This is a genomic window from Runella sp. R0.1_18, from assembly GCF_057652155.1.
This window is the reverse complement of sequence record NZ_JBYFCK010000001.1, coordinates 616,480-642,198: the sequence shown is the minus strand read 5'-3', so window position 1 is coordinate 642,198 and position 25,719 is coordinate 616,480. Positions and strand designations below refer to the sequence as shown.

The following is a 25,719-nucleotide window of genomic DNA, read 5'->3' as shown; positions in this document are numbered from 1 at the left end:
CATGAAGAAAATCCAAGTAGTACTCGTCGATGACCACACAATAGTCCGAAATGGGCTGCGGTCGATTTTAGAAAGTACCGACGAAATCGAAGTCATTGGTGAAGCCGCCAATGGCGAAGAAGCCCTCGAAAAAATTGCCTACTTAAAACCCCAAGTTATGCTCATTGATATTTCGATGCCAGGTATGTCGGGTATTGAGCTGGTAGGTAAAGTAGTGAAGCAAAGCACTGCCATCCGACCTGTTATTTTATCAATGCACAACGATGATGCCTACATTCTCAAATCTGTGGAGGCGGGGGCTTACGGGTATTTGCTCAAAGATGCCACGCGTGATGAAATTTTGGCAGCGCTTCATACGGTCAAAAATGGCGAAAAGTACTTTAACCCTTCGGTGGCGGCGGTGATTGTGAATGGGTATTTGTCGCAGGTTCAAAAAGTCGAAAAAGCGTCGGAATCACGAAAAACATTACTTTCCAAAAAAGAAAAAGAAGTGCTAAAATTGCTGGTTGAAGGCATGAGTAGCCGTCAAATTGCTGACACTCTTGATCTTAGTGTGCGTACGGTTGACAACCACCGTGCCAACATGATGCGTCGCCTTCAAGTACATAATGCGGCCGAATTGGTAAAATTAGCCTTAGAAGAAAAGTTACTGTAAATTTGTAAAGCACAGCTAGTCGTCAAACCATCCTCCTAGCTGTGCTTTACTTTTATGGAAATCATTGGGTACGCAGGAGCGCTTGTGATGGGGCTTTGCTTGGGACTTATTGGTAGCGGTGGAGCTATTCTCACTGTACCCATTTTAGTATATTTGTTTGACGTTGAGCCACTTCTTGCCACCACTTATTCACTTTTTATTGTAGGGTTAACGAGCTTGGTCGGCGCGACCGTCCGAGCGGGTGCGGGGCATATCCATTGGCCACTGACGTTGACTTTTGGCATTCCTTCGGTGGTGAGCGTATTTTTGACGCGCACTTATCTATTACCACTTATTCCTAACCCAATATTTCAAACGGGCGCTTTTATCCTCTCTCGTTCGAGTTTTTTACTGGCACTGTTTGCGGTGTTGATGGTCTTTTCATCATTTTCGATGATAAAAAATCCGCCAAACCAATTTTTAAGCAGCAGAAAAAACTCAGTGGGAGGATATGGGCACCTCCTAAATATGTTACTCAAGGGTTTTTTAGTGGGCGGAATCACGGGATTGTTGGGAGCAGGAGGAGGTTTTTTGATAATTCCAGCGCTGGTGCTGATTGCTCGCCTTCCGATGCAACAGGCGGTAGGAACATCCTTGGTCATCATAGCAACCAACTCCCTGACGGGTTTTTGGCGCGATTACGAATTTCACTCGCTCATCAATTGGCCATTTCTTGTGCATTTTTCTACCCTTGCAGTCATCGGGATTTTACTAGGGAGCTCGCTGGCTCGTAAAATCAGTGGCGATAAATTAAAACCAATTTTTGGTTATTTTGTGCTCGTGATGGGCTTTTACATTTTATTCAAAGAACTGTTCTTATCTTAACTTTTTTCAACATGAAAACGCTGCTTGCAACCTTTACGTTTGTTGTTGCTTTTTTGGCTGGTACCTCTTTGCGTGCGCAAGAAAACTTAGCCCCTAGAGACTTTATTCAAAAACTCAAAACCACGCCCAATGCCCAGTTATTGGACGTTCGTACCCCCAACGAATGGAATGCGGGGAAAATAGCGTCGTCGAAATGTATTAATTACAACGACCCAGCATTCAAAGAGCAAGTCCAAAAGCTTGATAAAACCAAGCCCGTTTTTGTGTATTGCGCGGTGGGAGGGCGTAGTACGAAGGCATCGCAAATTTTAAAAGAGTCAGGCTTTAAATTAATCTACAATTTGCAGGGCGGTGGCTACGCTGACTTAGCCAAGGAAGGGATAAAATAGTGATTTGTCTAAATATTTGCCAAAAAACTTGGCGTATATTCTTGGTCTTCAGAAGATAATCTTCTATTTTTGCACTCCCATTTTTGGGATGGTATAACCATTTTTGAAAAAAACAGTATAAAATGCCAACTATTTCACAGTTAGTACGCAAAGGACGCGAACAAATGACGTGGAAATCTAAGTCACCAGCCTTAGATTCTTGCCCACAACGTCGCGGTGTATGTACGCGTGTATACACCACGACCCCGAAGAAGCCAAACTCGGCTTTGCGCAAAGTTGCGCGTGTACGTTTGTCAAACATGAAGGAAGTCAACGCTTATATTCCAGGCGAAGGACACAACCTCCAAGAGCACTCAATCGTATTGGTGCGTGGTGGTCGTGTGAAAGACCTTCCAGGGGTACGTTACCACATCGTTCGTGGTGCGCTTGATACCGCAGGTGTAAACGGTCGTAAACAAAGCCGCTCACTTTATGGTGCTAAACGTCCGAAACCAGGACAAGCAGCTCCAGTAGGAAAAGGTGGGAAACCAGCACCAGGTAAGAAGAAGTAATTAAAACGCGTTAGCGTTCGTCCTTTTGTTTGCATAGTACATTACAGCATAAAAGGGTAGTAATCCCGAAGCTAGTTCGGGATGAATCAGTTGAAAAACGAAACCTACATTGATTAACAACTCAGTACAATGAGAAAAGCAAAACCTAAAAAAAGATACCTATTGCCTGACCCTAAGTACAGGGACGTAATGGTAACCAAGTTTGTGAACAACTTGATGTTGGAAGGTAAAAAAAGTACAGCGTACGAAATTTTCTACGGTGCATTGGAAATTGCTGAAAAACGTCTTAACGAAAGTGGCCTTGAAATCTGGCGTCGTGCGTTGAACAACGTAATGCCTGCTGTAGAGGTAAAAAGCCGCCGTGTAGGTGGTGCCAACTTCCAAGTTCCAACTGAAGTTCGTCCAGATCGTAAAGTTGCTTTGGGTATGAAGTGGATGATTAAGTACGCTCGTTTGCGCGGTGAAAAAACCATGCGTGACCGTTTGGCGGCTGAAATCGTTGCGGCATCAAAAGGTGAAGGTGCTTCTGTGAAGAAGAAAGACGATACGCACCGTATGGCAGAAGCCAACAAAGCGTTCTCGCACTTCCGTTTCTAGTAAACTGAAGCGCCTGACTAGGCAAAATATAAAAGCCGACTCTCTTGAGGGTCGGCTTTCTTTTTGTTCGTCCTTTCTAGGCGGTTATTTCTTAAATAAAGAATCGACAAATTGAGCACGGTCAAACACTTGGAGATCGTCCATGCGTTCGCCTACGCCAATGTATTTGACAGGAATTTTAAACTCGTCCGAAATACCAATCACAACGCCGCCTTTGGCCGTGCCGTCGAGCTTCGTAATCGCCAGTGAAGTAACTTCGGTGGCTTTGGTAAATTCACGTGCCTGAATCACTGCGTTTTGGCCTGTGCTTCCATCTAACACCAACAAAACTTCATGCGGAGCTTCGGGCAATACTTTTTGCATCACACGCTTAATTTTCGTTAGCTCGTTCATCAAGTTTACTTTGGTGTGTAAGCGTCCAGCAGTATCTACAATCACTACATCAGCTCCCATTTCTACGCCTTTCTTGACAGCGTCGTGCGCCACGGCAGCGGGGTCTGTATTCATGCCGTGATCGATAACGGGCACGCCAGCGCGCTGCCCCCAGGTTTTGAGCTGATCTACAGCAGCAGCGCGGAAAGTATCACCTGCGCCCAAGACTACCTTTTTGCCGCGTTTGTTGAACTGGTGCGCCAGTTTTCCAATGGTTGTTGTTTTGCCAGCACCATTTACCCCCACAACCATGATGACATAAGGTTTTGGTAGGTTGTCGGTTTCAAAACTGTCTTTAATATCAAGTGATTGATTCTCGGTAAGCAAGGCGGCAATCTCGTCACGAAGGATACGGTCGAGTTCGCCAGTGCTTGTATATTTGTCTTTTGAGACGCGTGCTTCAATGCGTTCAATGACTTTGACAGTAGTGCCAACGCCCACGTCTGAGCTAATTAGAATCTCCTCTAACTCATCTAAGACTTCCTCATCGACGGTTGATTTACCGACGAGTGCGCGGCTCAATTTCCCAAAGAAGCTTTCTTTTGATTTTTCGAGCCCTTTATCGAGCGTCTCTTTTTTTTCTTTCGAGAAAAAATCAAATAAACCCATGTTATCGTTTGTATAAATTCTGCCACAAATGTACAACAAAAAAAGTCCCTCATGGGGACTTTCTTAGAATATCGTTACGGTAACAGAGATTGCGAATTAGTTTTTCAACGCAGCCTGTACCTCATCGGTAGGAACGATAACCTCTTTAAAAGTGTAAGCACCAGTCTTTGGAGATTTCACAGCTTGAATCACCTTAGCGTAAGTCTTACCACCTTCTTTTTTCAGGGTTGCAACTACTTTCTTTGCCATTGTAAGTATCAGTTAAGATTGTTAAAAGTTAGTGTTCAATCGTTTAACAGTACCAATTAACTAGTTAACGATCAACAAATAACAAATTATTTAATTTCTTTGTGAACCGTTACTTTCTTCAAGTATGGATTGTATTTCTTCATTTCCATACGGGCAGGTGTGTTTTTACGGTTCTTTGTCGTGATGTAACGCGACATGCCAGGAACGCCTGATTCCTTTTGAACCGTACATTCCAAAATTACTTGTATTCTGTTACCTTTCTTTGCCATTGCTTTTCAAAAATTTCAAAACGGAGCGCAAAGTTACAGATAGTCAAGCATAAGACAAAACATTTTCTTAAAATTTCAGGAAAAATATTTGCTTAACTTTGCAGCAGAGACATCTTTACCTTCATGCGATTTACGCCACGAATCATAGCTTTCTTACTTGCTCTGGCCATTTCGGCCATTACTGTCACCTTTCTTTCGTTTGTGAGTGGTACCAACGGAAGTATGTTTTTTGTGGCAGGGCTTGCCAGTTTTTCGGCTGCTTTTTTTCTAATAATGTATGCCATTGAGATTTTGGTGTACCGTGAAGTAACCAAAATGCACCAAACCATTCAACGTCTGAAACTCAAGGACTTTAGCTTTCCAAGAAAGTCGATTGTGAGCGATGCCAATCCGTTGAAAAAACTCAATCAAGAGATTTTTGTCTATGTGGCTCGGAAGCAGCAAGAAATCGACGAACTAAAAAAGTTAGAAATATTTCGTCGGGAGTTTCTAGCGGATGTTTCGCATGAATTGAAAACCCCCATTTTTGCGGCACAAGGGTTTATTCATACCCTGTTGGATGGTGCGATGGACGATGTAAAAGTGCGGGATAAGTTTTTGCAAAAAGCTGCCAAAAGCTTGGATGGGCTCGATGCACTCGTCAAAGATTTAGTGGCACTGTCGCAGATGGAAACGGGGGAAATCCGAATGCACAAGGAAATGGTGGACTTGCGTTTGTTGACCTTGGAAGTCTGTGAACAGCTTGAACACAAAGCAAACTTGCGCAAAACCCTCCTAAAAATTAAACCCGACCAACTGGCACACGTCTGGGTAAAAGCCGACGCCTATCGAATCACGCAAGTGATGACAAACCTCATCGAAAACGCCATTAAATACGGAAATGACAACGGAAAAGTCGTTGTTCATTTTGAGGAAGAGAAAAAACATTTTGTAATATCCGTACGTGACAATGGCCCTGGGATTCCGTCGGAACACTTACCGCGCTTGTTTGAACGGTTTTATCGGGTGGACAAAAGCCGCTCGCGGGAAAAAGGAGGGACGGGGCTGGGGCTGGCCATTGTAAAGCATATCCTGAGTGCGCATGGGTCCAAGATTTCGGTGGCGAGCAAAGTAGAGAAAGGAACAACGTTTAGTTTTAAACTTGAGAAAGCGGACTAACTGACTTATTTTACGGATTAGGCGAATTGAACTTTTTTGACTTATTTTACGCCTTTAAAAGAGAAAAATAGAAATTTTCTAATATACATAACACTTCAAAAGACGATTCTTGTATGAACATTGCACTTGTCACTGGTTCGGCTGGATTGATTGGAAGCGAGTCGGTCGCTTTTTTTGCTGATAAATTTGACCTCGTGATTGGGGTAGATAATAATTTACGTCAATATTTCTTTGGGCAAGACGGAAACACGGAATGGAACCGCAACCGTTTGCAAGATGCATACACTAACTATAAGCATTATAGCGCTGATATTCGTGAAGTGAGTCAGTTGGAGCCTATTTTTAAGGAATATGGTACCGACATTAAGCTGATCGTTCATGCAGCGGCCCAACCAAGCCACGACTGGGCGGCGCGTGAACCTTTTACTGACTTTGGGGTAAACGCAGTTGGTACACTCAATATGCTTGAAATGACCCGCCAAAACTGTCCAGAGGCGGTATTTATCTTTACTTCTACCAACAAAGTGTATGGAGATAACCCGAATTACTTGCCATTGGTAGAATTAGAAAGCCGTTGGGAAATTTCGGAAGACCACGCTTATTTCAAAAATGGTATCGACGAGCACCACAGCCTTGACCATACCAAACACTCTATCTTTGGGGCATCGAAAGTGGCTGCCGACATTATGTGCCAAGAATATGGCCGTTATTTTGGCATGAAAGTAGGTGTGTTCCGTGGTGGATGTTTGACAGGCCCTAACCACTCAGGTGCGCAGTTGCACGGCTTTTTGGCGTACTTGATGAAGTGTACCATTACGGGAAATCCTTATACTATCTTCGGTTACAAAGGAAAGCAAGTACGTGACAACATTCACAGTTATGACTTGGTAAATATGTTTTGGCATTTCTACCAAAACCCGCGCCCAGGAGAAGCCTACAACGCGGGCGGTGGCCGTTATGCCAACTGCTCAATGTTGGAAGCAATTGCCATTTGCGAGAAAATTGCGGGTAAAAAATTGACTTATCATTACTCAGAAACCAACCGTATCGGTGACCACATTTGGTACGTAAGTGACTTGACGAAATTCAAGAGTCACTACCCAGATTGGAACTGGACATACAACCTCGAACAAACACTTGTTCAAATCCACGACGGTATCGCCGCTCGTTTGGCGATGACTGTGTAGAACTGTTATCTGTTAAACTGATAACAAATTCAATGACTTCAAAATACGTCATACTCATACCGCAATACAACGATTGGGAGGCGTTAAACCTGCTTATCGAACGCATTAATCAAGACGTAGTGGCCGAATTGTTGGCCGCTACGTCTTTGGTTATTGTAGATGATTGTTCTAGTCAAGATTTAGAACATTTGGTAGCGTTTCGGGGGCAACAGGTGCAAATTGTTCGCTTGTATCGCAATTTGGGACATCAACGAGCCATTGCGATTGGGCTGTCTTACATTGCCAAAGAGGTGTCTTGCGAAAAAGTGATTGTGATGGATGCCGATGGCGAAGACGCTCCCAAGGACATCAATGCCTTGGTGGCTGCTTCGGAGCAATCGCCTGACCGTATCGTTTTTGCTCAGCGCACCAAACGGCAAGAAAGCTTTACTTTTCGTTTCTTTTACGGTATTTACAAGTTTATCTTTCGTCAGTTGACGGGCAAAGTGATTACGTTTGGAAACTTCTCCTTGATTCCTCAACGACGTTTGCAAAACCTCGTGCGCGTTTCCGAAATATGGAACAACTTTCCTGGGGGAATTATTAGATCACGGATTCCGTACATAGCAGTACCCACTGAACGTGGAAAACGTTTGGCGGGCGAAAGTAAGATGAACTTTGTGTCGCTGGTATTGCACGGACTAAGTACGATTTCGGTGCTGATTGACGTAACGGCGGTTCGTATTTTAATCTTTTCGATTGGGATGTCACTGGCTGCGTTGTTGGTGATTTGTATCGTATTGTTTTTGAAATGGATGAACGATGCCTCGCCAGGATGGGCATCTACGCTTAGTTCGGCCTTGTTGATTGTGGTACTTCAGTCGTTTTTGATTTCGCTTTTTCTTGTTTTTATGGTGCTTCAATACCGTACCCAACAGCAGTTTATTCCCGTGCTTCAGTACCGCGATTTTATTGAGAAAGTAGAAGACATAAGTTAAAATCAGTGTTCATCAGCGAATAACCAATAAGCAATTGTGTTGAGTTTCGACGATTTTCCAATAGTGTATTTTGCCCTTGGCTATCTTCTTGCGGGAGCGATAGTAGTGCTGACATTGTTGAAAAATAAGAACTTTCAAGAAATTCTTTTTCTGGGTTTGTCGGCGGCTTTGTTGTTATTCATGCGGTTGCCCGTGGTGATTTTCAACCAAGAAATAAACCCCGATGAAAGCCAAATGCTGACACATGCCATTACGCTCAAGCAGTATCCTATTTATTGGCAGTCGGTGGATGGAACTACGATTGGCCCGCTCGATAATTATGCGCTCCTGTTGCCATCGTTTTTTGGGCGAGTGATAGATTATACCTCGGGGCGCTTGGTGGGCTTGATTTGTGTGCTGGGAAGCTTGTGGTTTTTCTACCGCAGTGTGAAAAATTGGTGGGGAGAAAACACTGCTCGCGTTGCGCTACTGCCGCCATTGTTTTTGCTTGCTTTTACACAAGAACCTGACTATGTGCATTATTCGAGCGAACAACTCCCCGTTTTGATACTAAATATAGGGCTTTGGTTATTGTCCAAAAATTGGAACCCTTCGCCCAAAATAGCCCCTTGGTTTTTGCTTGGGCTGGTCTTATGCATGAGCCCTTTTGCGAAAATTCAAGTAGTACCTCAAGCTGCGGTGATTGGGCTATTTGCGATAATACAGGGGTGGAATACGGAGAAACGGATGCCCAAACTCAGTGCCTTGGTGCTTGGGGCAGTAACATTCCCTATATTGACTTTGGTTTGGGCGTGGACGTACGATGTGCTCGACGATTTTTGGAATTTTTACGTTCTTGGAAACCTCATTTATGCAGGTGGTAGTTCGTTGATAGATTCAATTCTTCGTTTACCACACTTTTTTGCCAAGAGCCCCAGTTTTATGGCGTTTTTGCTAACTACCTTGCCGTTGGTATTGCTGGCTTTTAGAGGAGGAAAAAATAAAACAACAATGTTCTATTTTGCCGTGCTTTGGCTGCTGACAGCGCTATATGCCGCCACTAAGTCAGGAAATGATTTTGTACATTACCTCAACCTGTGTATCTATCCATTTGGATTGATGGCGGCGTTGGGTATCAATACCTTGGTGACCCAATTCAAAACAATGGCTGCGCTGGCGATATTGATTGGAGGGGTGTGGGTCGGCTGGTTTGGGTATAAAGTACTAAAACGTGAGCCGCTCAATGCCTATCTTTCAACCGCTGACCATCGCGTACCCGTAAGTCAAGTGTCAAAATTGATACAACAATATGCTACTCCCAACGACCGTTTGGTGATTTGGGGCTGGATGTGTAGGTATCATGTGGAAACCCAAATGCCTCAGGGGACGGCCGAAAACCACTCCGAGCGCTGTATTTATCCGCATCCGATGCGTGAGATTTATTATAAACGCTATCTGGCTGATTTAAAACAAAATACCCCCAAAGTGTTTGTAGATGCCGTAGGCCCAAATAGTTTGTGGCTCTACGACCGCGCAACGCAAGCCCATGAGGCTTTTCCTGAACTAAAAGCCTTGATTGTAGCGCACTATAGACTGGTGGGAGAAGTAGAAAATACCCGTGTTTTTGTACGAACCGAATAATAAATCTATGCTTTGGTATAGAAACCAACTTTGCCAAACTATAAAAGTTGCGTTAATTTTGACCCAGTCGATGACTCTTTAAGAATCTTACATAGAATGACACATACTCAATTCCTTGCTTCATTGGTTTGCCCTAAAACGGGGCAGCCGTTACAAGTTGCCGAAGATGGCCAATCGCTCACTGCTCCCGATGGCACAGTTTATCCTGTATTGGATTCAAATATCATTGATATGGTGCATCCTCGTGAGTTGTTTGAAGATGACGCCCGCGAGCAGTACCTCTACGACCAAGCCTACCAGCGGTATGACCGTGGCGTTTCGTGGGTATTTGAAACGTTGAACCATTCAGACGAAGCAGCCACTCGTCAATTTATGATTGGATTGATGAACTTGCAAGCTGGTCAAACCGTCCTTGAAGTAGGAGCAGGAACGGGGAAAGATTCGGCCTTGATTATTGAGCAAATCAGTCCTGGGGGAACGGCCGTATTGTCGGATCTTTCACCCAACATGTTGCGTTTAGCGACCAAAAAATTGCAAGCTAGTGAGGTAAATATTCATTTCTTTTTAGGAAATGGGTCGTACTTGCCTTTTGCAGACGGGACGTTTGACTCGGTATTTCACTTTGGAGGAATCAATACATTTTCGGAGCGTAAAAAAGCATTTGCTGAACTAACCCGCGTGGTGAAAGTAGGAGGAAAAGTCGTGATTGGAGACGAAAGCATGGCACCGTGGCTTCGCAATGAACCCACCTACCAAACGCTTTGGAAAGCCAACCCACTGTTCCGTGCCGAGGTACCCATCGCTGACCTCCCTGCTAACGTTGAGAACTTTAAATTACACTATATATTCGGTAATTGCTTTTACGTGATGGAATACACCGTGGCAGCAAAAGCCCCTGAAATAGACATTGATTTGCCAATTCCTGGCAAAGATTTTGTGGATAATTGGCGTTTGAGAGCAGAAAAAGCTTAGTAGTATGCGTCTGACTATCGTCTGACGCGCACTAGATTTTGCGTCAGACGATAGTCAGACGCAAAAAATTGTATCGAACAAAGGGCTGCTTTAATCGTGCTAAGGGTTGCTCACAACCCGAATTTAGCAGGTTGTGAGCAACCTGTTACACTAACAGTATCAAAATACAAAGCAGAAAACGGGTAAAACCTGTAAACAGCAAACTGAAATGGCTTGGCAAAAAAAAGGAGTAATTTATAAACCAGATGGGTCGTTGGCGCACAGTCGTTCGCACGCACAGGTGCCTTATGCGTACAAACACCCTGATTTTTTACGTATTTATTTCTCGTCACGCGATGACAAAGGACAATCGCGCCCTACGTTTATCGACGTGGACTACGACGACCCTAAAAAGATTTTATACATCCACGATAAACCTGTATTGGAACTTGGCGGCCCAGGCGAATACGACGAAACAGGCGCCATGCCTGCGTGGTTTGTGGATATGCCTAACGGGGATATCTGGTTGTACTATACAGGCTGGAACCGCACGCACAACTCATATCGCCTTTCGATGGGGCTTTCGGTAAGCCATGATGGAGGGTTGTCATTTAAAAAAATGTTTACGGGACCTATCATGGATCGTAGCATTCAGAACCCACTATGGGCTGCGCAACCTTCGGTAATGCGTGAAGATGACGGAACATGGCGTATGTGGTACATTTCGGGGCATAAATGTGAGTATATTCACGGCTACCCTGAACCTTATTATCGTTGTCAGTCGGCCACTTCAACGGACGGAATTTACTGGACAATCAGCGATGTGCCTACGTTAGATTTTGACGATTTCTTACATGCCGTTGGTCGTCCGAGTGTATTTAAAGAAGACGGGGTTTATAAGATGTACTATTCGTACCGCCACACGCGCGACTACCGTACCGACCGTAATCAAAGCTACCGACTTGGGTATGCCGAATCGCTCGACGGAGTGCATTGGGAGCGTAAAGACCATTTGGTGGGCATTAATAAATCAGAGACGCCAGGGGATTTTGATTACAACATGATTGACTACGCCTATTGTTATGAACACAAGGGCAAAAAGTATTTGTTGTACAACGGCAACGGTTTTGGAGCGGCTGGTTTTGGATACGCCGTTTGGGAAGACTAAAAGTTGGAACGTTTGTCGTAACTTTACTTTTGATTTTTGACCAAGGTCATTCTTTCAAAAGGCCGTGATTCGTAACATTGGGGGTTGTTAAACCAAACAAATCAGTACCATGTCAACATTAGCAGAGCAATTTCGTCAAGATGGGTTTTTACTCATTCGTAACTTCTTAGATAAAAGTGTGGTGGAAAACATCTACCGCGAAGCGCGTGAAATATTTGCCGTTCAGATAAAGCATGTTACAGGCCGTACGGTTGATATCGACGACCGCGACGCCTTCGAAAATGCCATGTTTGAGTTTTTTCAAAAAGACTTTACAGCGTTTCGAAATACAGGCGTCACGGTGCAACATAGCTTGTCGCTGCACCAGTTTGCCGTGAGCGAAAAAATTGTCAACCTCTTAAAAGAAGTGGGCATTGAACAACCTGTGATAGGAGCGCGTCCTGCAATGCAATTTAATAGCCGTTTTTTGTCAAAAGATGGTAGTAAGCACTGGAAACTCGATGCCCACCAAGACTGGCGCACAGGTCAAGGCTCACTTGACAGCACGGTGATTTGGTTTCCGATGGTGGATGCGGGCGCTGATTTGGGTGCGTTGCAAGTGATTCCGCGTAGCCACACGTGGGGATTGTTGGAGTCGAGTACGTCGGGATATCAAGGAGGAATTACTGCCCAACTGAACGACGAAGATTTTGTCCAAACCGAATTCCAAGTAGGAGATTTGTTGATTTTCTCAGCTTTTTTGGTGCACCAATCGGGTAATAATATTACCAATAACATTCGTTGGTCGGTGCAGCTTCGTTACAACAACTTGGCTGAAGCCACTTTTATCGAAAGAGGTTATCCAATGGCCTATATATACAAACCAGAGGCTGAATTGGTGACACCCAATTTTCCAACTGTAGAACAACTTGAAGCTGTTTTTGCTTCACCAACACCTGCCGTATGATTAAAGTAAGCGTCACGATTCTTACGTACAACCAGAAAGAATTTATTGGCAAAGCCATAGAAAGTGCGTTGTCTCAGAAAACAAATTTCGATGTTGAAATATTGGTAGGAGACGATTGCTCGACGGACGGTGCGCAAGAAACTATTTTAGCTTACCAAAAAAAATATCCTGATAAAGTAAAGGCCGTTTTGCATTCCAAAAACTTGGGACAAAATGGCCTTTTCAATACCATTGAGACCCTCAAGCTGGCCAAAGGGACATACATTGCTCCGATGGACGGGGACGATTATTGGACCGACGACCAGAAACTTCAGCGACAAGTCGATTTCATGGAAGCACATCCTGATTTTTCGGCTTGTTTTCATAATGCACTCATTACCTACGAAGACGGTACGCCCTCGCACGAACTAAATTCGCCCGACCAGAAAAAAGTCGTTACAGCGGCAGATTTGGTGGGAGAAGATGAAATTTGGTTCATGGCTACGTCGGCGGTGATGTTTAAAAATGGCATTATGCACTACCCCGACTGGTTTTTGAAATCGTCGAGTGGAGATATTCCGCGTTACGTGATTTTGGCCAAATACGGCCCCATTGGGTACGTGCCAGGGGTAATGTCGGTGTATCGAAAAAATAGGGGAGGGGCAAGTTTTAAAGACCACTACCGCGATGCGCGCTTTTTGTATAATCGAATTGCGATGTACGAAGGCATTGATAAAGAATTAGATTATCTCCACCATTCGCTGCTGCGGCTTAACATCGCGCGTTATTACCGAATGCTTCTCGATGCCCGACAGTACCAAAAGAGTTATTTTCGTCGGGCGGCACTGGCGTTGAAATACCTCAAATTGGGAAAGCCACCCCGCGAAATTTCCAAAGAAATTATCCGAGATTACGTGCTTCCAAAGTGGATGATGAATGTTTATAGTTTCTTTGCGCTGTTGCCTCACCGTTTGAAAGAATCTTCCCGATGAAAGTTAGCGTTTGTGTTCCCACTTTCAACCACGAAAAATACATTGCACAAATGCTCGAAGGTGCGTTGATGCAACAAACGACCTTTCCGTTCGAGATTGTGGTGGGCGACGATGCTTCTACTGACGCAGCCCCGCGCATCATTCAGGAGTACGCCGAGCAGTTTCCTGACAAAATTAGGGCGTATCTTCACCCCGAAAACTTAGGGCCAAAAGAACCTCGTGAGTTTGGCGGGCGAAACAATGTGCTTTTTTTGCTCAAAGCTTGCCAAGGCGATTACGTGGCGCTCTGTGAAGGCGATGATTATTGGACTGACCCGCTGAAGCTGCAAAAGCAAGTCGATTTTATGGAAGCTCACCCAGATTTTGCCATTTGCCACCATAATCTGGAGGTGATTTACGAAGATAATTCACCGAGCCACCCCTTCAATGAACCTGACCAAAAGGCAGTTTCTACGGTAAAAGATGTGTTGGAAGACCGTTGGTTCATTGGAACGGCCAGTTTGTTATACCGAAATTTTTTCCGTACCGACGATTTTGCCGAATGGCATCACCGCGCGGCGGCGGGTGATTGGGCGTTGGTGATTCAACTGGCAGCGCGCGGGAAAATTGGGTATTTGCCCGAAACAATGGGAAAATATCGAAAACACCGTGGAGGACTTAGCAATGTTCACGCAACGACCAACCCGTACTTCCTCCAAAACCGACGCCAAATGTTTGCCGATGTAAACGAATGGCTTGATTTTATTTACGACGATACGGTTCAGAAAACCTTGCAGTATTACGACCGTTTACTGGAAAAAATTGGAAATTAGGTCAAAATGACCCAATTTTGCTGTATAATCCTCTAAAGATTAACTATAAACGCTCTCTCCCATTGGGGGTGGGGGGCTAACATTCAATGAAATTAAGCGTTGTCATACCCGCCTATAACGAACAAGATTCTTTGCCACAAACATTAGGCACGTTATACCAAACGTTGTCTAAATACGACATCCCGCACGAGATTTGGGTGACCAACGACAACTCAAAAGATAAAACTTTACAGGTTTTACAAGAGCTGTCGAAAGAAATTCCGACCTTAGTTTATGAAACCAACCCAGGGCCGAATGGTTTTGGGTACGCCGTTCGCTATGGTCTTGAGCGTTTTTCGGGCGACTGCGTGGCGGTTTTTATGGCCGATTTATCGGACGACCCTGAAGACTTGGTGAAGTTTTACAAAAAGATGGTCGAAGGAAACTACGACGCTGTGTTTGGATCGCGTTGGGGCAAAGGTGGAAACGTCTATGACTATCCGACGATAAAAAAAGTAATCAACCGTTTGGCCAATTTTATCATTCGGATGGTGATGGGCATTAAGTACAACGACACTACCAATGCCTTCAAACTCTATAAACGCGAAACCATGGAAGGGCTCAAGCCTTTTCTTTCTCCTCACTTTAACTTGACAGTAGAATTGCCGCTCAAAGCAATTGTGCGAGGATATAGCTACGCCGTTGTTCCAAACAGCTGGACGAATCGTAAGTATGGCGAATCGAAACTCAAAATCAAAGAAATGGGAAGTCGCTATTTCTTTATTTTGATGTACTGTTTTATCGAAAAAACGTTCTCTCGCGGCGATTATCGCAAGAAAAATTAATGTCGAATGCAGAGTGCAGAATGTCGAATGGGGCTGTGGGGCGGGTTGCTTACAACCCGATTGCCAGAGCAGCTAGGCTCACCTCCTTTCACGAACGTCTGGTTGTTCACAACCAGACGCACAGCTACAAAACCAGGCGCATATCCTACTTAATTCGTATCAACGGTTACGGTGGCAGAAGAACCGTTAGTTATACCCGTTCCGCAGGTGTTGTTGAGCGAAACTACTTTGTATTCGGTGGTAGTGCGTGGGTTGACCGTAATTTGGTACGGATTGATAAACGTACCATTGACGGTGGTTCCGTCCGATAACACAAAGGACCAAGGCGGCAGACCATTTTTGAACGCTACTCGTATCCGAGCCGCTCCTCCAGGCCGAATCACTCCTCCGCCCGTAACGGCTGCGGAAGCCGCGTTTTGCATCATTACGTTGATATTGGTAGGAACCCCCTCGGTAAACGGAAACGTGCCAATAACGCGCAATTGGTGCGTAGTGAGGGTATCTTTTAGGAATGGCGGTGAAATCTTAGCGCGAAGCGCACTTAAACCGCCTACTGTGGGAAGATTGACCCATTTTCCGCTGGTATCGGCAATTTGTACAATAAATTTATTGGCATTTTCAAAGCGGCCTGTGGTCGTAAACGGTACGGTAATTTCGGTACCTGAACAAATGATTTTATCCGAAAGGTTGCCCGTGGTGATGGTTGCAGGCGGGATTTTTACTTTGACCACAGCCGTTCCCGAAAACGTTCCTACTCCGCAGTACCCCCCCGCCGACGTAATTTTATAAGTCGTTGGGTCGTTAGGGCTTACCTTTAACGTGTAAGGCGTCACCCGAATGTCGTTTTGGTACGTACCGTCTGATAGTAAGACAAACCAAGGTCCACCACCCCCAAAATTAACAGTGAGGTTGGTAGAGCCTCCTTCGGGGATTTCGAGCGAGTCGCGGCGAAGGATCGCTGTGGCTGGAGCCGAAACGTTGACATCGACGGTATCACTAGAAATCGTTGGAAAAGTAGAAACCACCCGAAGTTTATAATTGCCTGGCTTCAATGAAAAAGGCGTTTTGGCCATGATGGGGCTTTCGGTGGCGAGTTCTGAAATGTTGGTAAAATTTTGTCCTGTGGTATCGCTAAGTTGGACAACGAAGCCGTTGCCAATGTTGTATTTTCCCGTCGCGTTGAAATTGATTTGAAAGGGCGTTCCTGTACAAATACGAAATCCTGCTTTGGGTACGGCTTTGAGGGCAATGACGGGCAACGTGTCTTGGCTTACTTGTACCACTAACTCGCCCGAACTAGTACCGCTTCCGCAGGCATTGAGGATGGACGTAACTTTGTACGAAGTGGTTTCTTTGGGGCTTACTTGCGTCACGTAGGGGTTGACCAAAGTATTAGTGACAACAGTGCCGTCCGAAACGGTAAACGACCAAGGAGCGGCTCCCGTGAGCGACACCCGATAGGTCGCCGCTTGGCCTGGGCCAATTTTAGCGATGCTGCCACCGTCGTTGGTTTCTATTTTAGCTTGGGGCAACGGCAGAACCATCATCCTAGTAGGCGCACTAACTACTTGTGGGTGCGTAGAAATGATGCGGACAGCTATTAATCCCGAACGGTTTTGGGGAAGTACAATGCGGGCAGGGCCGTGCCTGAGCGAATCAGAAAGGGTGATAAAACGTCCTGATACGTCCGAAATCTGAACCAAAAAGCGATTTTTTTCTTCAAATTTGCCATCGAAGTCGAACGGGACAAAGATGGTGCTGCCAGGGCAGACCGAAACGTGCGATAAGTCGTAGATACGGACGGCGGCGGTGATGACTACAGCGGCGGTGTCGGCGCGGTAGGTAGTGTCTCGTTGAAGACCAGTTGAGTTGGGCGTCGTTTGCTGTGCGTACGAACACAATCCTATTCCTGTGCAAATGACTAGAAGACAACTAACAATGATTTTGTACATAGTGAACAATTTATGCACAAAATTAGGTGTTAAGGCGTTCTTTATGCTAAAAAATAAAAAAAAGATTGGCTTGAGATAGAAAACTATCTTGTTGGGACTTTACAAACAAGAGTGGTTGTGTCTTACGTGAGGTATCGCAATTCCGCCCCAAAAGAAACCATTGAAAGATTCAAAGTAGGCATGTAACAAAGCCGTTCACATATTACTTTAGTAAATTATTCTAAAATTTCATCGCCTTCTCGTAGGTATAACCTATTCTTAACTTGGCTCTTCACTTGATCGTAACTTTATTAAACTGTATGTTCATCTCTTTTGCTGTCTTTCGTATAGTCGGGTACATCCTTAAGCTGTGGAATAAATTGGCACATATCATACCAAACATGGCGTAGGCTATTTTCATCGTTACTTAGCAGTTTTTGAAAACTGACTTCAAACGTTGCTCGATTTATCAACTTTACCAAATCAGGTTTGGCTAACTGATGATAAATCTGTTTTAGACTGCCTACCTGTTCAGTAGAGCGAGCTGTTATTAATAAAAGATATTTTGGAGTTAAGGGGAATACAAATTCGGCAAAATTGGAAAATTTGAGATTATGCACCCTTTCATTGTTGTCAATGCAAAAACCTGGATTATCCGAAGTAATAAATGGTCTCTGATGGTTTGTCTCAAAAATATACCATTCACAGCCAAGAAGTGAACCTGCTATTTCTTTTATGATAGTTTCTTCATTTTGATAAAGTTTTACTATACGTTCCGTATGAAGGTCTTGCGGAGTATTGGGGTCATGGGCAAATTTATGGACATAGTTACGACCATATTCTACAAAATCTTCAAAGCTCATCACACCTTCCCGCTTTAGTATTTTCTCAAACGTGGCTCGGGCTTCAAAAACTTCATCAAATCTTCGGTCAAATGCTGTAATTAGAGTTTGAGGACTTTCAAACACTCGTCTGAACATTGGATTGCGCTGCTTCATTGCAAGCAACATTACTAATACTTCTTTAGCATCTTGCATTGAAAGTGTTTGCAAGGGAGATAATAAACGAGCAAGTATCTTTTCAAATCTGTTTTCGACGCGGGCATTAAAAACTTTTTCAATAGCATCTTTATCTGATAGACCTAACCGTTCTAAGTTTTTTTCGTTTTTTATAGTATAAAAATCAGGTAGATAACCAAGCTGTCCTTTAGTTACCTCCTTCACGTACGGGGAAAATTTATGTGCTTTGTTATGAAGTGAATAAAGTTTTTTTCGGTTGCTCTCAAACTGTTTTAGATATACTTTAGGTACATAATGCTGATTCATGGTATAACTTTGAATTGATAAATCTGTATTAGGAGTTAGTTTTTATCAGGCTTTACCTGAATATCGGCCGATTTTCTTTTATTACTTATTCTGGCAGGCAATGAATTAGTTAAAAATTCTTATTTCACAAATATAAAAAATATTGCTTGTAACCCATAACGTTATATGTTATGTTTGTGACAATACTATGTACATGAATGATAGATAATTTCCAACATAAAGGTTTGCGGCTTTTTTTTGAAAAAGATGAGCATTCAAAATTACAACCGCACCATGTGGAAAAAATCCGTCGCATACTTTATCGGTTAGATGAAGCTCAAACAATTGATGATATGAATATTGTAGGTTGGGGGCTTCATCAATTGACGGGTAATCTGAAAGGCTTTTGGTCAGTCAAGGTCAACGGTAATTATCGGATTATTTTCCGCTTTGAAGACGGTAATGCTTATGACGTAGATTATATTGATTACCATTAAAAGGAGAAAAAAACATGAAAAGAGGAATGAGACCACCGCACCCAGGTTCAATGATACGTGACATAATTGAAGGTATCAAAGAGGAAACAGGGCAAGATTTAACCATTCGTCAAGTGGCGGAAGGGCTAGGTGTTACGCCTAAAACACTTTCAGGTATTTTGAACGAACACCAAGGTATCAGCTCAGAAATGGCTATTCGTCTTTCAGAAGCCTTCGGTGATAAACCTGATTTTTGGTTGAAGTTACAACGTGACTATGAACTCTGGCACGCAGAGCAAAGAGTAAACCGCTCGGTTATTAAACATTTTTGGCCTTTATCAGAGTCAAATACTCAAATGGGTTTACAAACAGCGTAGTCAAAGCAATCTATTAAAAGTAGAATGCCAGTGTATTGTTTATTATGGAACAAGAAAAAAATTGGAAATGACACACCCATCAAATGATTTTTGAGCGCGTTATTGAGATAAGACGTCCCTCCTTCTTTACAAATTCCCTACTGCTTGGTGAATGTGTGCGGCCATTTTTGGCTCGTACACCACGCAGGGGAATCCAAACAAGCACTTGTTTTTAATCATTTCGGCTACTTCGGTTGGTACACTTTCTTCCCAGCCAGGCTCGCCTCGCTTGATGAGTTCGAGAACGCGGTCGGTCGAAATCCGTAGGTTTTCTTCGTTGTAGTCGCGGATGTCCTCGATTTTATCGTTGCACACCAAATAGTGGAAAAGCGGCTGCAAATTGGTGGACAACTCGAAGTTTTGGCAGGTGTACAGTTTTCCGTTTTTAAACGTAGGATAAACAAACAGCTTCACATTGCGGCTAAACAAGGTCGAAAACGACTCCAAAATGCCGCCTGGAAGGTTTTGGTAATAACTTTCTTCAAAAATGTACTCCAAGTTAGGAACCCCCAAAACCAAACCAATTTTGAGGCGGGTGGTTTTGGCCAAAAACGCCACCAAACGGTGGTACTCGTGATAGTTGGAAATCATTACCGTCTGCCCAATCGAACTCAGCACGTCCACGCGGTCGAGGAAATCCTTCTCGTTGATGTCTTTTTCTGCTCCACGGAGGTTTTGGAGCGTAAGCTCGGCTACCATCATCACTTTCTTTTCGTCCACGTCGGGTTCGGCCTTAAACTGCTTGAGGCCATTGCGAAGCATATCAATGTGAACATTGGTGATGGGACGAAGCCGCCCGCGCAGCAACAAAATATGTTTTTTGTAGAGGGCTTCCGATGGTTGTAATACTTGCCCGTCGGGGCCAAACATGGCTACTTCGGTAAAGCCGTGTTTGACCAAGTATAAACTCAACAGTCGGTTGTCAACGTGGTTAAAATCAGGGCCTTGAATCCGAATCATGTCGATGTGGACACGGTCGGGGCCGAGGTCGTCCATCAACGACATCAACAACGTTTCGGGCGATTTGTAGTAGTTAAAACAGGCATAAATCAAGTTGACCCCAATTACTCCTAGCGCCTGTTGCTGCAAAATGCTGTCGTTGTCAAGCATTTTGATGTGAATCACCACGTCGTTGTACGGAGCACGGGGCGTCAGTTGAAAACGCAGTCCTAGCCAGCCGTGGCCTTCGTTGCTTTTTTGGTAATTGAGGGCAACGACGGTATTAGCAAACGCAAAAAACAAACTATCCGCACCGCGTTTTTCGGCCAAACGTTGTTCGACGAGGTCATACTCGTGCTGAATCATTTTCATCAAGCGCGATTCCACCACGTAGCGACCGCTGGGTTCGGGACCGTAAATTTCGTCGCTAAATTTCATGTCGTAGGCCGACATGGTTTTGGCGATGGTTCCTGAAGCGCCTCCTGCTTTAAAAAAATGAGCGGCAGTGTCTTGACCCGCCCCGATTTCGGCAAAAGAGCCATAAATGCGGCGGTCTAAGTTGATGCGAAGGGCTTTTTGTTTGGTGCCGATGTGTTTATCGTACTTGATGCTCATGGGAAAGACGTTTGTTGATACCCAGTTTTGTAACCTTTTCAAGGTTTTTTAAGACAATAGCTTGAAAAGAAAAGCGAATACTTGGTCTTGACAAAAATACAATAAACTCCCAAATCAGCACGCTTGCTTGCGGACAAACTACTCTTTTTCTGACATAAAATATGCTACGATGGTATAGGCGACGCCTACTAAAATTACCCTGAAAAACCAGTTTATGATTGTCTCCATGGTCGAATGAGAATGTTCATTGACCTCAATCAACGCGTGGACAGCGTACATGGCTACAAGGATAAACAATGCCCAACCAACGGGGGAGGTGGGCTTAAAAAAAATACCTTTTCGAATAAACCAGTGCATAAAAGTGGCGATTGTATAGTATATGGATGAAATATTGAGCCTGAAAAAATCAATGGAAATGCTGGAGAAGGGCGTGGAATCCGATAAAGAGGGCAGCTCCAAATCCCACAAAAATCAAGAAAAGATTCCAGAAACGTACTTTGAGTGTGATGATGAGCTCACGGTGTTCGGCATCGTAAAGCACGTTGAGGAGCGAGAGCAGGTTCATCCCTGCCGCTACCATCGGAAAAAGTACAAAGACTAAAGGCGAAAACCAGCCGCCGTGCGAGCGGTCAAAGGCTTCGAGGGTGTTGAATAGCATGTCCAACACGCGAATGCTGCCGCCCGAGACGAGTTGCATGACAACGCAGGCCAGCAACAAACATGGAAGTGCCACCAGCCACCACCCCATGGCTGCCGATTTGCGGGTGTTGAGGATGGGTAATTTTAAATACGCCTGATGTTCGGTCATCACCTGAGGTTTTTTTAAGTTCTGTAATTTTTTTTCGAATTCGTCCATTGGTTCCATGGCCAACTTGAGTTAAAGTGGTTGGGTAATTAGCCGCATTTTTGCCGTAAATAGTCGATACCCCGCGACAACAGTGACTTGATGGTGCCTTCGGGTTTGTCTAAAATAAGACTGATTTCAGCAATGCTTTTTTCTTCAAAATACTTGAGCGCAATCACCTCTTGGTATTTGATGTCGAGGGTTTTGAGGTGACGTTGTACGTCGGCAAATGCTTCATAATCGGCCATTTGGCGCTCGGTTTCGTTCTTTTCGCGTTCAAAAACAGTGAGCAGTTCGCGGTCAGAAAGCATATCGTCCGACAACTGTCCAAACAAATCGGGGCGGTATTTTTGGTTACGAAAAAAGAGTTTGATTTCGTTGGTGGCAATTTTGTACAACCAAGCGGAAATGTGGTGTCCTTCAAAACGGTATTTTTTTAGGTTTAAAAACGCCTTCAAAAACGTTTCGGCAGCCACGTCGCGGGCAATGTCATAATCTCCCACCCGACGAAAAGCGTATCCAAAAATTTTGGAATAATACGCATCGTAGAGTTGCCCAAATGCCTGTGCATCGAGGGGTTGGGAGACGTTTATGGGTTCAGCGACGGTTTTCAAACTCAATAACAATTTGAATCCATAATGCAAGAGCAGAAAAAAGGTTGCAGTTTTCCACCAAAATAATTTTTGATTCCTTCAAATTGTGGATAAAGTGATAATTTTGTGGAAAAATTGAGAGAATGCAAATAGATAAAGATACACTTCACAAAATTGCGCATTTGGCGCGTTTGGAAGTGAAACCCGAAGAAGAAGCTCCGTTGCTGAAAAGCCTAGAAAGTGTGTTGTCGTGGATGGAGCAGTTGGATGAATTAGATACGACAGATGTAGCACCTCTGACCCATATATCGGCCGAAATCAACGTGATGCGTGAAGATGTGGTTGGAAATCACTTGCCTAGAGAACAAGCGTTGGTCAATGCGCCTTCACAAGACGGAACATACTTCCGCGTGCCGAAGGTGATTGAATAAAATACAGAACCTCCCGAAAGTTCAAACCTCCCGAAAGTTTTGAACTTTCGGGAGGCTAATAATTACACCATTGCAGGCACAGGCAAGACAATTTGCTGTACGGCTTCTTCAAACTGCGCCAACTCCGCCCGCATTTCATTTAAGTAGCTTTCGGCCTCGTTTTTGAGTTGCGGAATCAGCCGCTGATAGTACGAAATCCCTTCCAAAAGATTGGCCTTGAATAACTGTAGCGACCGAAGTTTTTTGGTCGTAAGTTGTTCGGTATTTTTCTTCAAATCTTTCTCAAAATAGTCGATGTACATCCGAAGTTCATTCACAAACAAATTTGAGCGCTTCACCGAATTGAGCAAATTGGTGCGTCCGTAAATGTGATCCACCATTTGTTTGAACGAAAATATGCCCGAAAAATACGCCAAGTTAGGACCAGGGCATACCGAAACTGCCTTTAAGTTGTGGGCGGGAGCCAAACCGTCTTTCAACAAAGCCGAAGCGCCTAGCCCTTCACATAAACAATCTTTTTCGACCACCGTAGCAAGTTGTGTTTCTAAGTCGGCGGTAGTTAGCCCTTGTTCTTGCAATTGCTTGATTTTTAGGTGCTGATACTGGCGAGATGCGGCACAAATGGGAATTTCGGTAAACTCGGTATTGGATACCAAAAACTTCTTGTAACAGGGGCTTCCAGGGCGGTTTTTGGCAATGCGTTTTTCAATTTGCAGGTGTGCGGAGCTTTTGCGAAAATTATTAAACGGAATCCCAAGCGGTGAAGCGTGGCTCAGGTAATAATCGTCGGGCTTGGCCGTGGCAAGTTGATGAAGCGTGACTTCATCGACGCTGGTGGCTTCGGGAACCAACAAAAATGGACTTCCCCAGCCAGTGGCGTCGGCTTGGTAGTAGTCAAGTAAAAACTGGTTTTCGTTGGCGGTTCCAATTCCTCCTTGCACCGTAATCCGAAGGTGAGGAACGGTCGCAAAGGTGGGTGCTCCCTTGGTGGTTAGGGCTTGGTTGCAAAGTGTCCAAAGTTCTTCGGCGAGCGCTTCGCGGTTGTTTTTGAACTCTTCCATGATGGGGCCTAACAACAAGCCGTCGGTAGCAAAAGCGTGCCCACCGCAGTTGAGTCCCGATTCAATCCGAAATTCGGAAACCCATAAACCTTTTTTTGCCAATAGTTTACCTTGCGTAAGCGCCGAACGGTAGTCGCTCACTTTTAGGATAATTTTTTTCTTCAACCGACCTGTTGCGTCGGGTAGAAAGTCGGGAAAGGTGTCGATGTAGGCGTACAAGCGCGGGTTATAACCTGCGGAAAATACGACCGAGGATTCTAAGTCGCTGGTAGCAAAACCCCGTAAACTCGACAACGCATCCGAAAACTCCTTAGGAAGCATTTCGCCGTCTTTGGTGTAGGTATTACGATCGACTTTGGACATAATATTGACGTCGATAGCCCCCGCTTTTACTTCGCTCCGAAGCTGCTCTTGAAGTTCTATTTTGGCAGGGCCGTCTTCGAGCGTCGTCATTTTTTGGTAAATCAGCTTGACAGGCGAGTCGTCAGGAAGGAGTTCAAAGTACTTCACGAGGTCGTTTCCAAGGGAAAAAGGAAGATTTCGTAACGTTTCTATTTGTTGTTTGACGATACGGTTGACCAAGTTGAGGTACGACGCAATCCGACGCGCGCGGTAATCTTCTTCGTAGGTAGCAATGGGGGCAAAAGAATCATTCACCCATGGACTGTATAATTCTCGGAGGCGTTCCATGAGTTCGTCTTCAATGATTGAAATCACTGACGAAATCCCGTAACGAGCGACTTTAATGGGTGTTTCCATTGTAAACCCCAGCCCCATGACAGGAATATGAAAGGTGTGTTGTTTGGCCATGTGAAAGCAGTTGTTAGTAAAATAAAAACATAGATAGGCAAAAGCATACCTCTTCAAAAGTCGCGATATTCTGCGGTGGAAAAGATGACGTAGGTCAGGAAAAGTAGGATTAAAAACGTAGGCAGGTGAATTTTTTAGCCGCCGAATGAGTTTGTAGAATAGCTAATAGCCTATCGAATGTATTAGTTTATTTCCCAAAACAAAATCTCAAAAACTCAAATGAAAAAAGTCGCTGTACTTCTTTTGTCCCTCATCTCGCTGGGGTCAATGGCGCAAGGAATCAAGACGCCTGCTCCTAGTCCAACCCAAACCCTCAAGCAAGATTTTGCACTTTCGTCTATCGAAATCAACTACTCTCGCCCAGCTGCAAAGGGTCGTAAAGTATTTGGTGACTTAGTGCCTTTCGGAAAAATTTGGAGAACAGGTGCCAATGGCGCTACTAAAATCACGTTTGGTGAGGATGTAAAAGTAGGTGGAATGCCCGTAAAAGCAGGGTCTTACGCTATCTATTCGGTGCCTAATGCTAACGAATGGGAAATCATCATCAACAAAGGCGCGAATAACTCAGGTTTGACGGGATACAAAACCGAAGACGACGTAGCTCGTTTCAAAGTGAAGCCTATGGCATTGCCAATGAACATTGAGTCGTTTACAATTATGTTGGGCAACTTAACGGCTTCATCAGCAAGCGTACAAATTTTGTGGGAAAACACGGCGGTAGAATTCCCCGTTGTAGCTGATATCGACAGCAAAATCATGGCGCAGATCAATTCGGCTATGACAGTAGATAGCCGCCCGTATTTTCAAGCAGCTAGCTACTATTTCGATAACGGAAAAGACATTAACAAAGCATTGGAGTGGGCAAACAAAGCGGTAGAAGCTCAGCCTACGGCATTTTGGGTAATGCACTTGAAAGCTAAAATCCAAGCAAAAGCTGGTGACAAAGCAGGTGCAAAAGCAACAGCCATGAAGTCGATTGAATTGGCCAAAGAAGCTAAAAATGATGATTACGTAGTGCTTAATCAAAAATTGATTGCTACACTTTAGTCTTTAAATGAGTTAGTTGGAGG

At 44.3% G+C, this 25,719-nt stretch carries 29 protein-coding genes; 19 read left to right on the top strand and 10 right to left on the bottom strand.

The genetic code is table 11. From position 1 onward, the window contains the following. Window position 1 precedes the first annotated feature (1 nt). The 5 genes from AC23P2_RS02775 (at window position 2) to rpsG (ending at window position 3,056) form a co-directional block, all read left to right on the top strand. The gene (locus AC23P2_RS02775; RefSeq protein ID WP_472487960.1) at window positions 2–655 is read left to right on the top strand and encodes a response regulator; all 654 of its coding nucleotides are present in this window, start codon (window positions 2–4) and stop codon (window positions 653–655) included. Window positions 656–709: 54 nt separating this feature from the next. Continuing rightward, entirely contained in the window at window positions 710–1,519 is an 810-nt protein-coding gene (locus AC23P2_RS02770) for a sulfite exporter TauE/SafE family protein (protein WP_487771765.1), read from the top strand. Between the two features lie 11 nt (window positions 1,520–1,530). Continuing rightward, on the top strand, window positions 1,531–1,908 hold the full coding sequence (locus AC23P2_RS02765; protein WP_472487958.1) for a rhodanese-like domain-containing protein: 378 nt from the start codon (window positions 1,531–1,533) through the stop codon (window positions 1,906–1,908). A gap of 122 nt (window positions 1,909–2,030) precedes the next feature. Next, window positions 2,031–2,459: a 30S ribosomal protein S12 gene (gene rpsL, locus AC23P2_RS02760; RefSeq protein ID WP_472487957.1), complete on the top strand. Its 429-nt coding sequence runs from the start codon at window positions 2,031–2,033 to the stop codon at window positions 2,457–2,459. A 129-nt stretch (window positions 2,460–2,588) separates the two neighbouring features. After that, on the top strand, window positions 2,589–3,056 hold the full coding sequence (gene rpsG / locus AC23P2_RS02755; protein WP_028523857.1) for a 30S ribosomal protein S7: 468 nt from the start codon (window positions 2,589–2,591) through the stop codon (window positions 3,054–3,056). Window positions 3,057–3,140: 84 nt separating this feature from the next. Here rpsG and ftsY read toward each other — a convergent pair whose 3' ends face one another. The 3 genes from ftsY to rpmG form a co-directional block, all read right to left on the bottom strand. Then, window positions 3,141–4,097, bottom strand: a complete 957-nt coding sequence (gene ftsY, locus AC23P2_RS02750) for a signal recognition particle-docking protein FtsY (protein WP_028523858.1) — start codon at window positions 4,095–4,097, stop codon at window positions 3,141–3,143. 96 nt (window positions 4,098–4,193) lie between these two features. Next, entirely contained in the window at window positions 4,194–4,346 is a 153-nt protein-coding gene (locus tag AC23P2_RS02745) for a DUF4295 domain-containing protein (RefSeq protein WP_084332196.1), read from the bottom strand. Window positions 4,347–4,432: 86 nt separating this feature from the next. After that, window positions 4,433–4,615 carry a 50S ribosomal protein L33 gene (gene rpmG, locus AC23P2_RS02740; protein WP_028523859.1) on the bottom strand — a complete coding sequence of 61 codons (183 nt, stop codon included), beginning with the start codon at window positions 4,613–4,615 and terminating at the stop codon, window positions 4,433–4,435. Between the two features lie 123 nt (window positions 4,616–4,738). Between rpmG and AC23P2_RS02735 the strand changes: the two genes are divergently transcribed. From AC23P2_RS02735 to AC23P2_RS02690, 10 genes are all read left to right on the top strand, one after another. Then, window positions 4,739–5,773: a sensor histidine kinase gene (locus AC23P2_RS02735; protein WP_028523860.1), complete on the top strand. Its 1,035-nt coding sequence runs from the start codon at window positions 4,739–4,741 to the stop codon at window positions 5,771–5,773. Between the two features lie 113 nt (window positions 5,774–5,886). Further along, the gene (locus AC23P2_RS02730) at window positions 5,887–6,960 is read left to right on the top strand and encodes an NAD-dependent epimerase/dehydratase family protein (RefSeq protein ID WP_487771764.1); all 1,074 of its coding nucleotides are present in this window, start codon (window positions 5,887–5,889) and stop codon (window positions 6,958–6,960) included. Between the two features lie 32 nt (window positions 6,961–6,992). Next, window positions 6,993–7,937, top strand: a complete 945-nt coding sequence (locus AC23P2_RS02725) for a glycosyltransferase (RefSeq protein ID WP_487771763.1) — start codon at window positions 6,993–6,995, stop codon at window positions 7,935–7,937. A gap of 36 nt (window positions 7,938–7,973) precedes the next feature. Continuing rightward, window positions 7,974–9,557 (top strand): hypothetical protein, encoded by a 1,584-nt coding sequence (locus tag AC23P2_RS02720; protein WP_487771762.1) that lies wholly within the window; start codon window positions 7,974–7,976, stop codon window positions 9,555–9,557. A 96-nt stretch (window positions 9,558–9,653) separates the two neighbouring features. Next, a complete protein-coding gene (locus tag AC23P2_RS02715) occupies window positions 9,654–10,529 on the top strand; it encodes a class I SAM-dependent methyltransferase (RefSeq protein ID WP_487771761.1) in 876 nt (291 codons plus the stop codon). A 208-nt stretch (window positions 10,530–10,737) separates the two neighbouring features. Beyond that, on the top strand, window positions 10,738–11,676 hold the full coding sequence (locus AC23P2_RS02710) for a glycoside hydrolase family protein (RefSeq protein ID WP_487771760.1): 939 nt from the start codon (window positions 10,738–10,740) through the stop codon (window positions 11,674–11,676). Between the two features lie 109 nt (window positions 11,677–11,785). Continuing rightward, window positions 11,786–12,622, top strand: a complete 837-nt coding sequence (locus tag AC23P2_RS02705) for a phytanoyl-CoA dioxygenase family protein (RefSeq protein ID WP_028523866.1) — start codon at window positions 11,786–11,788, stop codon at window positions 12,620–12,622. Continuing rightward, window positions 12,619–13,593, top strand: a complete 975-nt coding sequence (locus AC23P2_RS02700; protein ID WP_487771759.1) for a glycosyltransferase family 2 protein — start codon at window positions 12,619–12,621, stop codon at window positions 13,591–13,593. Before AC23P2_RS02705 ends, AC23P2_RS02700 begins: the two co-directional genes overlap by 4 nt. Then, window positions 13,590–14,405, top strand: a complete 816-nt coding sequence (locus AC23P2_RS02695) for a glycosyltransferase family 2 protein (protein ID WP_487771758.1) — start codon at window positions 13,590–13,592, stop codon at window positions 14,403–14,405. Before AC23P2_RS02700 ends, AC23P2_RS02695 begins: the two co-directional genes overlap by 4 nt. Before the next feature lie 86 nt (window positions 14,406–14,491). Then, on the top strand, window positions 14,492–15,229 hold the full coding sequence (locus AC23P2_RS02690; RefSeq protein ID WP_122932564.1) for a glycosyltransferase family 2 protein: 738 nt from the start codon (window positions 14,492–14,494) through the stop codon (window positions 15,227–15,229). A 149-nt stretch (window positions 15,230–15,378) separates the two neighbouring features. Here the strand turns inward: AC23P2_RS02690 and AC23P2_RS02685 are convergent, their stop codons facing one another. Together AC23P2_RS02685 and AC23P2_RS02680 are read right to left on the bottom strand one after the other, a co-directional pair. Next, on the bottom strand, window positions 15,379–17,181 hold the full coding sequence (locus tag AC23P2_RS02685) for a hypothetical protein (RefSeq protein WP_487771757.1): 1,803 nt from the start codon (window positions 17,179–17,181) through the stop codon (window positions 15,379–15,381). A 290-nt stretch (window positions 17,182–17,471) separates the two neighbouring features. Beyond that, window positions 17,472–18,485, bottom strand: coding sequence for a DUF4238 domain-containing protein (locus AC23P2_RS02680; protein ID WP_487771756.1), 1,014 nt, complete (start codon window positions 18,483–18,485; stop codon window positions 17,472–17,474). Window positions 18,486–18,682: 197 nt separating this feature from the next. Here AC23P2_RS02680 and AC23P2_RS02675 point away from each other — a divergent pair, with 197 nt between their 5' ends. Both AC23P2_RS02675 and AC23P2_RS02670 read left to right on the top strand, forming a co-directional pair. Next, a complete protein-coding gene (locus AC23P2_RS02675; protein WP_487771755.1) occupies window positions 18,683–18,961 on the top strand; it encodes a type II toxin-antitoxin system RelE/ParE family toxin in 279 nt (92 codons plus the stop codon). Window positions 18,962–18,975: 14 nt separating this feature from the next. Continuing rightward, window positions 18,976–19,317 (top strand): HigA family addiction module antitoxin, encoded by a 342-nt coding sequence (locus AC23P2_RS02670; RefSeq protein WP_487771754.1) that lies wholly within the window; start codon window positions 18,976–18,978, stop codon window positions 19,315–19,317. A gap of 126 nt (window positions 19,318–19,443) precedes the next feature. Here AC23P2_RS02670 and AC23P2_RS02665 read toward each other — a convergent pair whose 3' ends face one another. The 4 genes from AC23P2_RS02665 to AC23P2_RS02650 form a co-directional block, all read right to left on the bottom strand. Beyond that, window positions 19,444–20,910: a TonB-dependent receptor gene (locus AC23P2_RS02665; RefSeq protein ID WP_487771753.1), complete on the bottom strand. Its 1,467-nt coding sequence runs from the start codon at window positions 20,908–20,910 to the stop codon at window positions 19,444–19,446. Window positions 20,911–21,048: 138 nt separating this feature from the next. Beyond that, entirely contained in the window at window positions 21,049–21,267 is a 219-nt protein-coding gene (locus AC23P2_RS02660) for a hypothetical protein (protein WP_487771752.1), read from the bottom strand. A gap of 49 nt (window positions 21,268–21,316) precedes the next feature. Beyond that, window positions 21,317–21,766 (bottom strand): hypothetical protein, encoded by a 450-nt coding sequence (locus AC23P2_RS02655; RefSeq protein ID WP_487771751.1) that lies wholly within the window; start codon window positions 21,764–21,766, stop codon window positions 21,317–21,319. 38 nt (window positions 21,767–21,804) lie between these two features. Further along, on the bottom strand, window positions 21,805–22,368 hold the full coding sequence (locus AC23P2_RS02650; protein WP_487771750.1) for an RNA polymerase sigma factor: 564 nt from the start codon (window positions 22,366–22,368) through the stop codon (window positions 21,805–21,807). A 122-nt stretch (window positions 22,369–22,490) separates the two neighbouring features. Between AC23P2_RS02650 and gatC the strand changes: the two genes are divergently transcribed. Further along, a complete protein-coding gene (gene gatC, locus AC23P2_RS02645) occupies window positions 22,491–22,778 on the top strand; it encodes an Asp-tRNA(Asn)/Glu-tRNA(Gln) amidotransferase subunit GatC (protein ID WP_183978239.1) in 288 nt (95 codons plus the stop codon). Window positions 22,779–22,840: 62 nt separating this feature from the next. Here the strand turns inward: gatC and AC23P2_RS02640 are convergent, their stop codons facing one another. Continuing rightward, a complete protein-coding gene (locus AC23P2_RS02640) occupies window positions 22,841–24,649 on the bottom strand; it encodes a hypothetical protein (RefSeq protein WP_487771749.1) in 1,809 nt (602 codons plus the stop codon). Between the two features lie 219 nt (window positions 24,650–24,868). Here AC23P2_RS02640 and AC23P2_RS02635 point away from each other — a divergent pair, with 219 nt between their 5' ends. Next, entirely contained in the window at window positions 24,869–25,696 is an 828-nt protein-coding gene (locus AC23P2_RS02635) for a DUF2911 domain-containing protein (RefSeq protein ID WP_487771748.1), read from the top strand. Window positions 25,697–25,719: the final 23 nt, after the last annotated feature.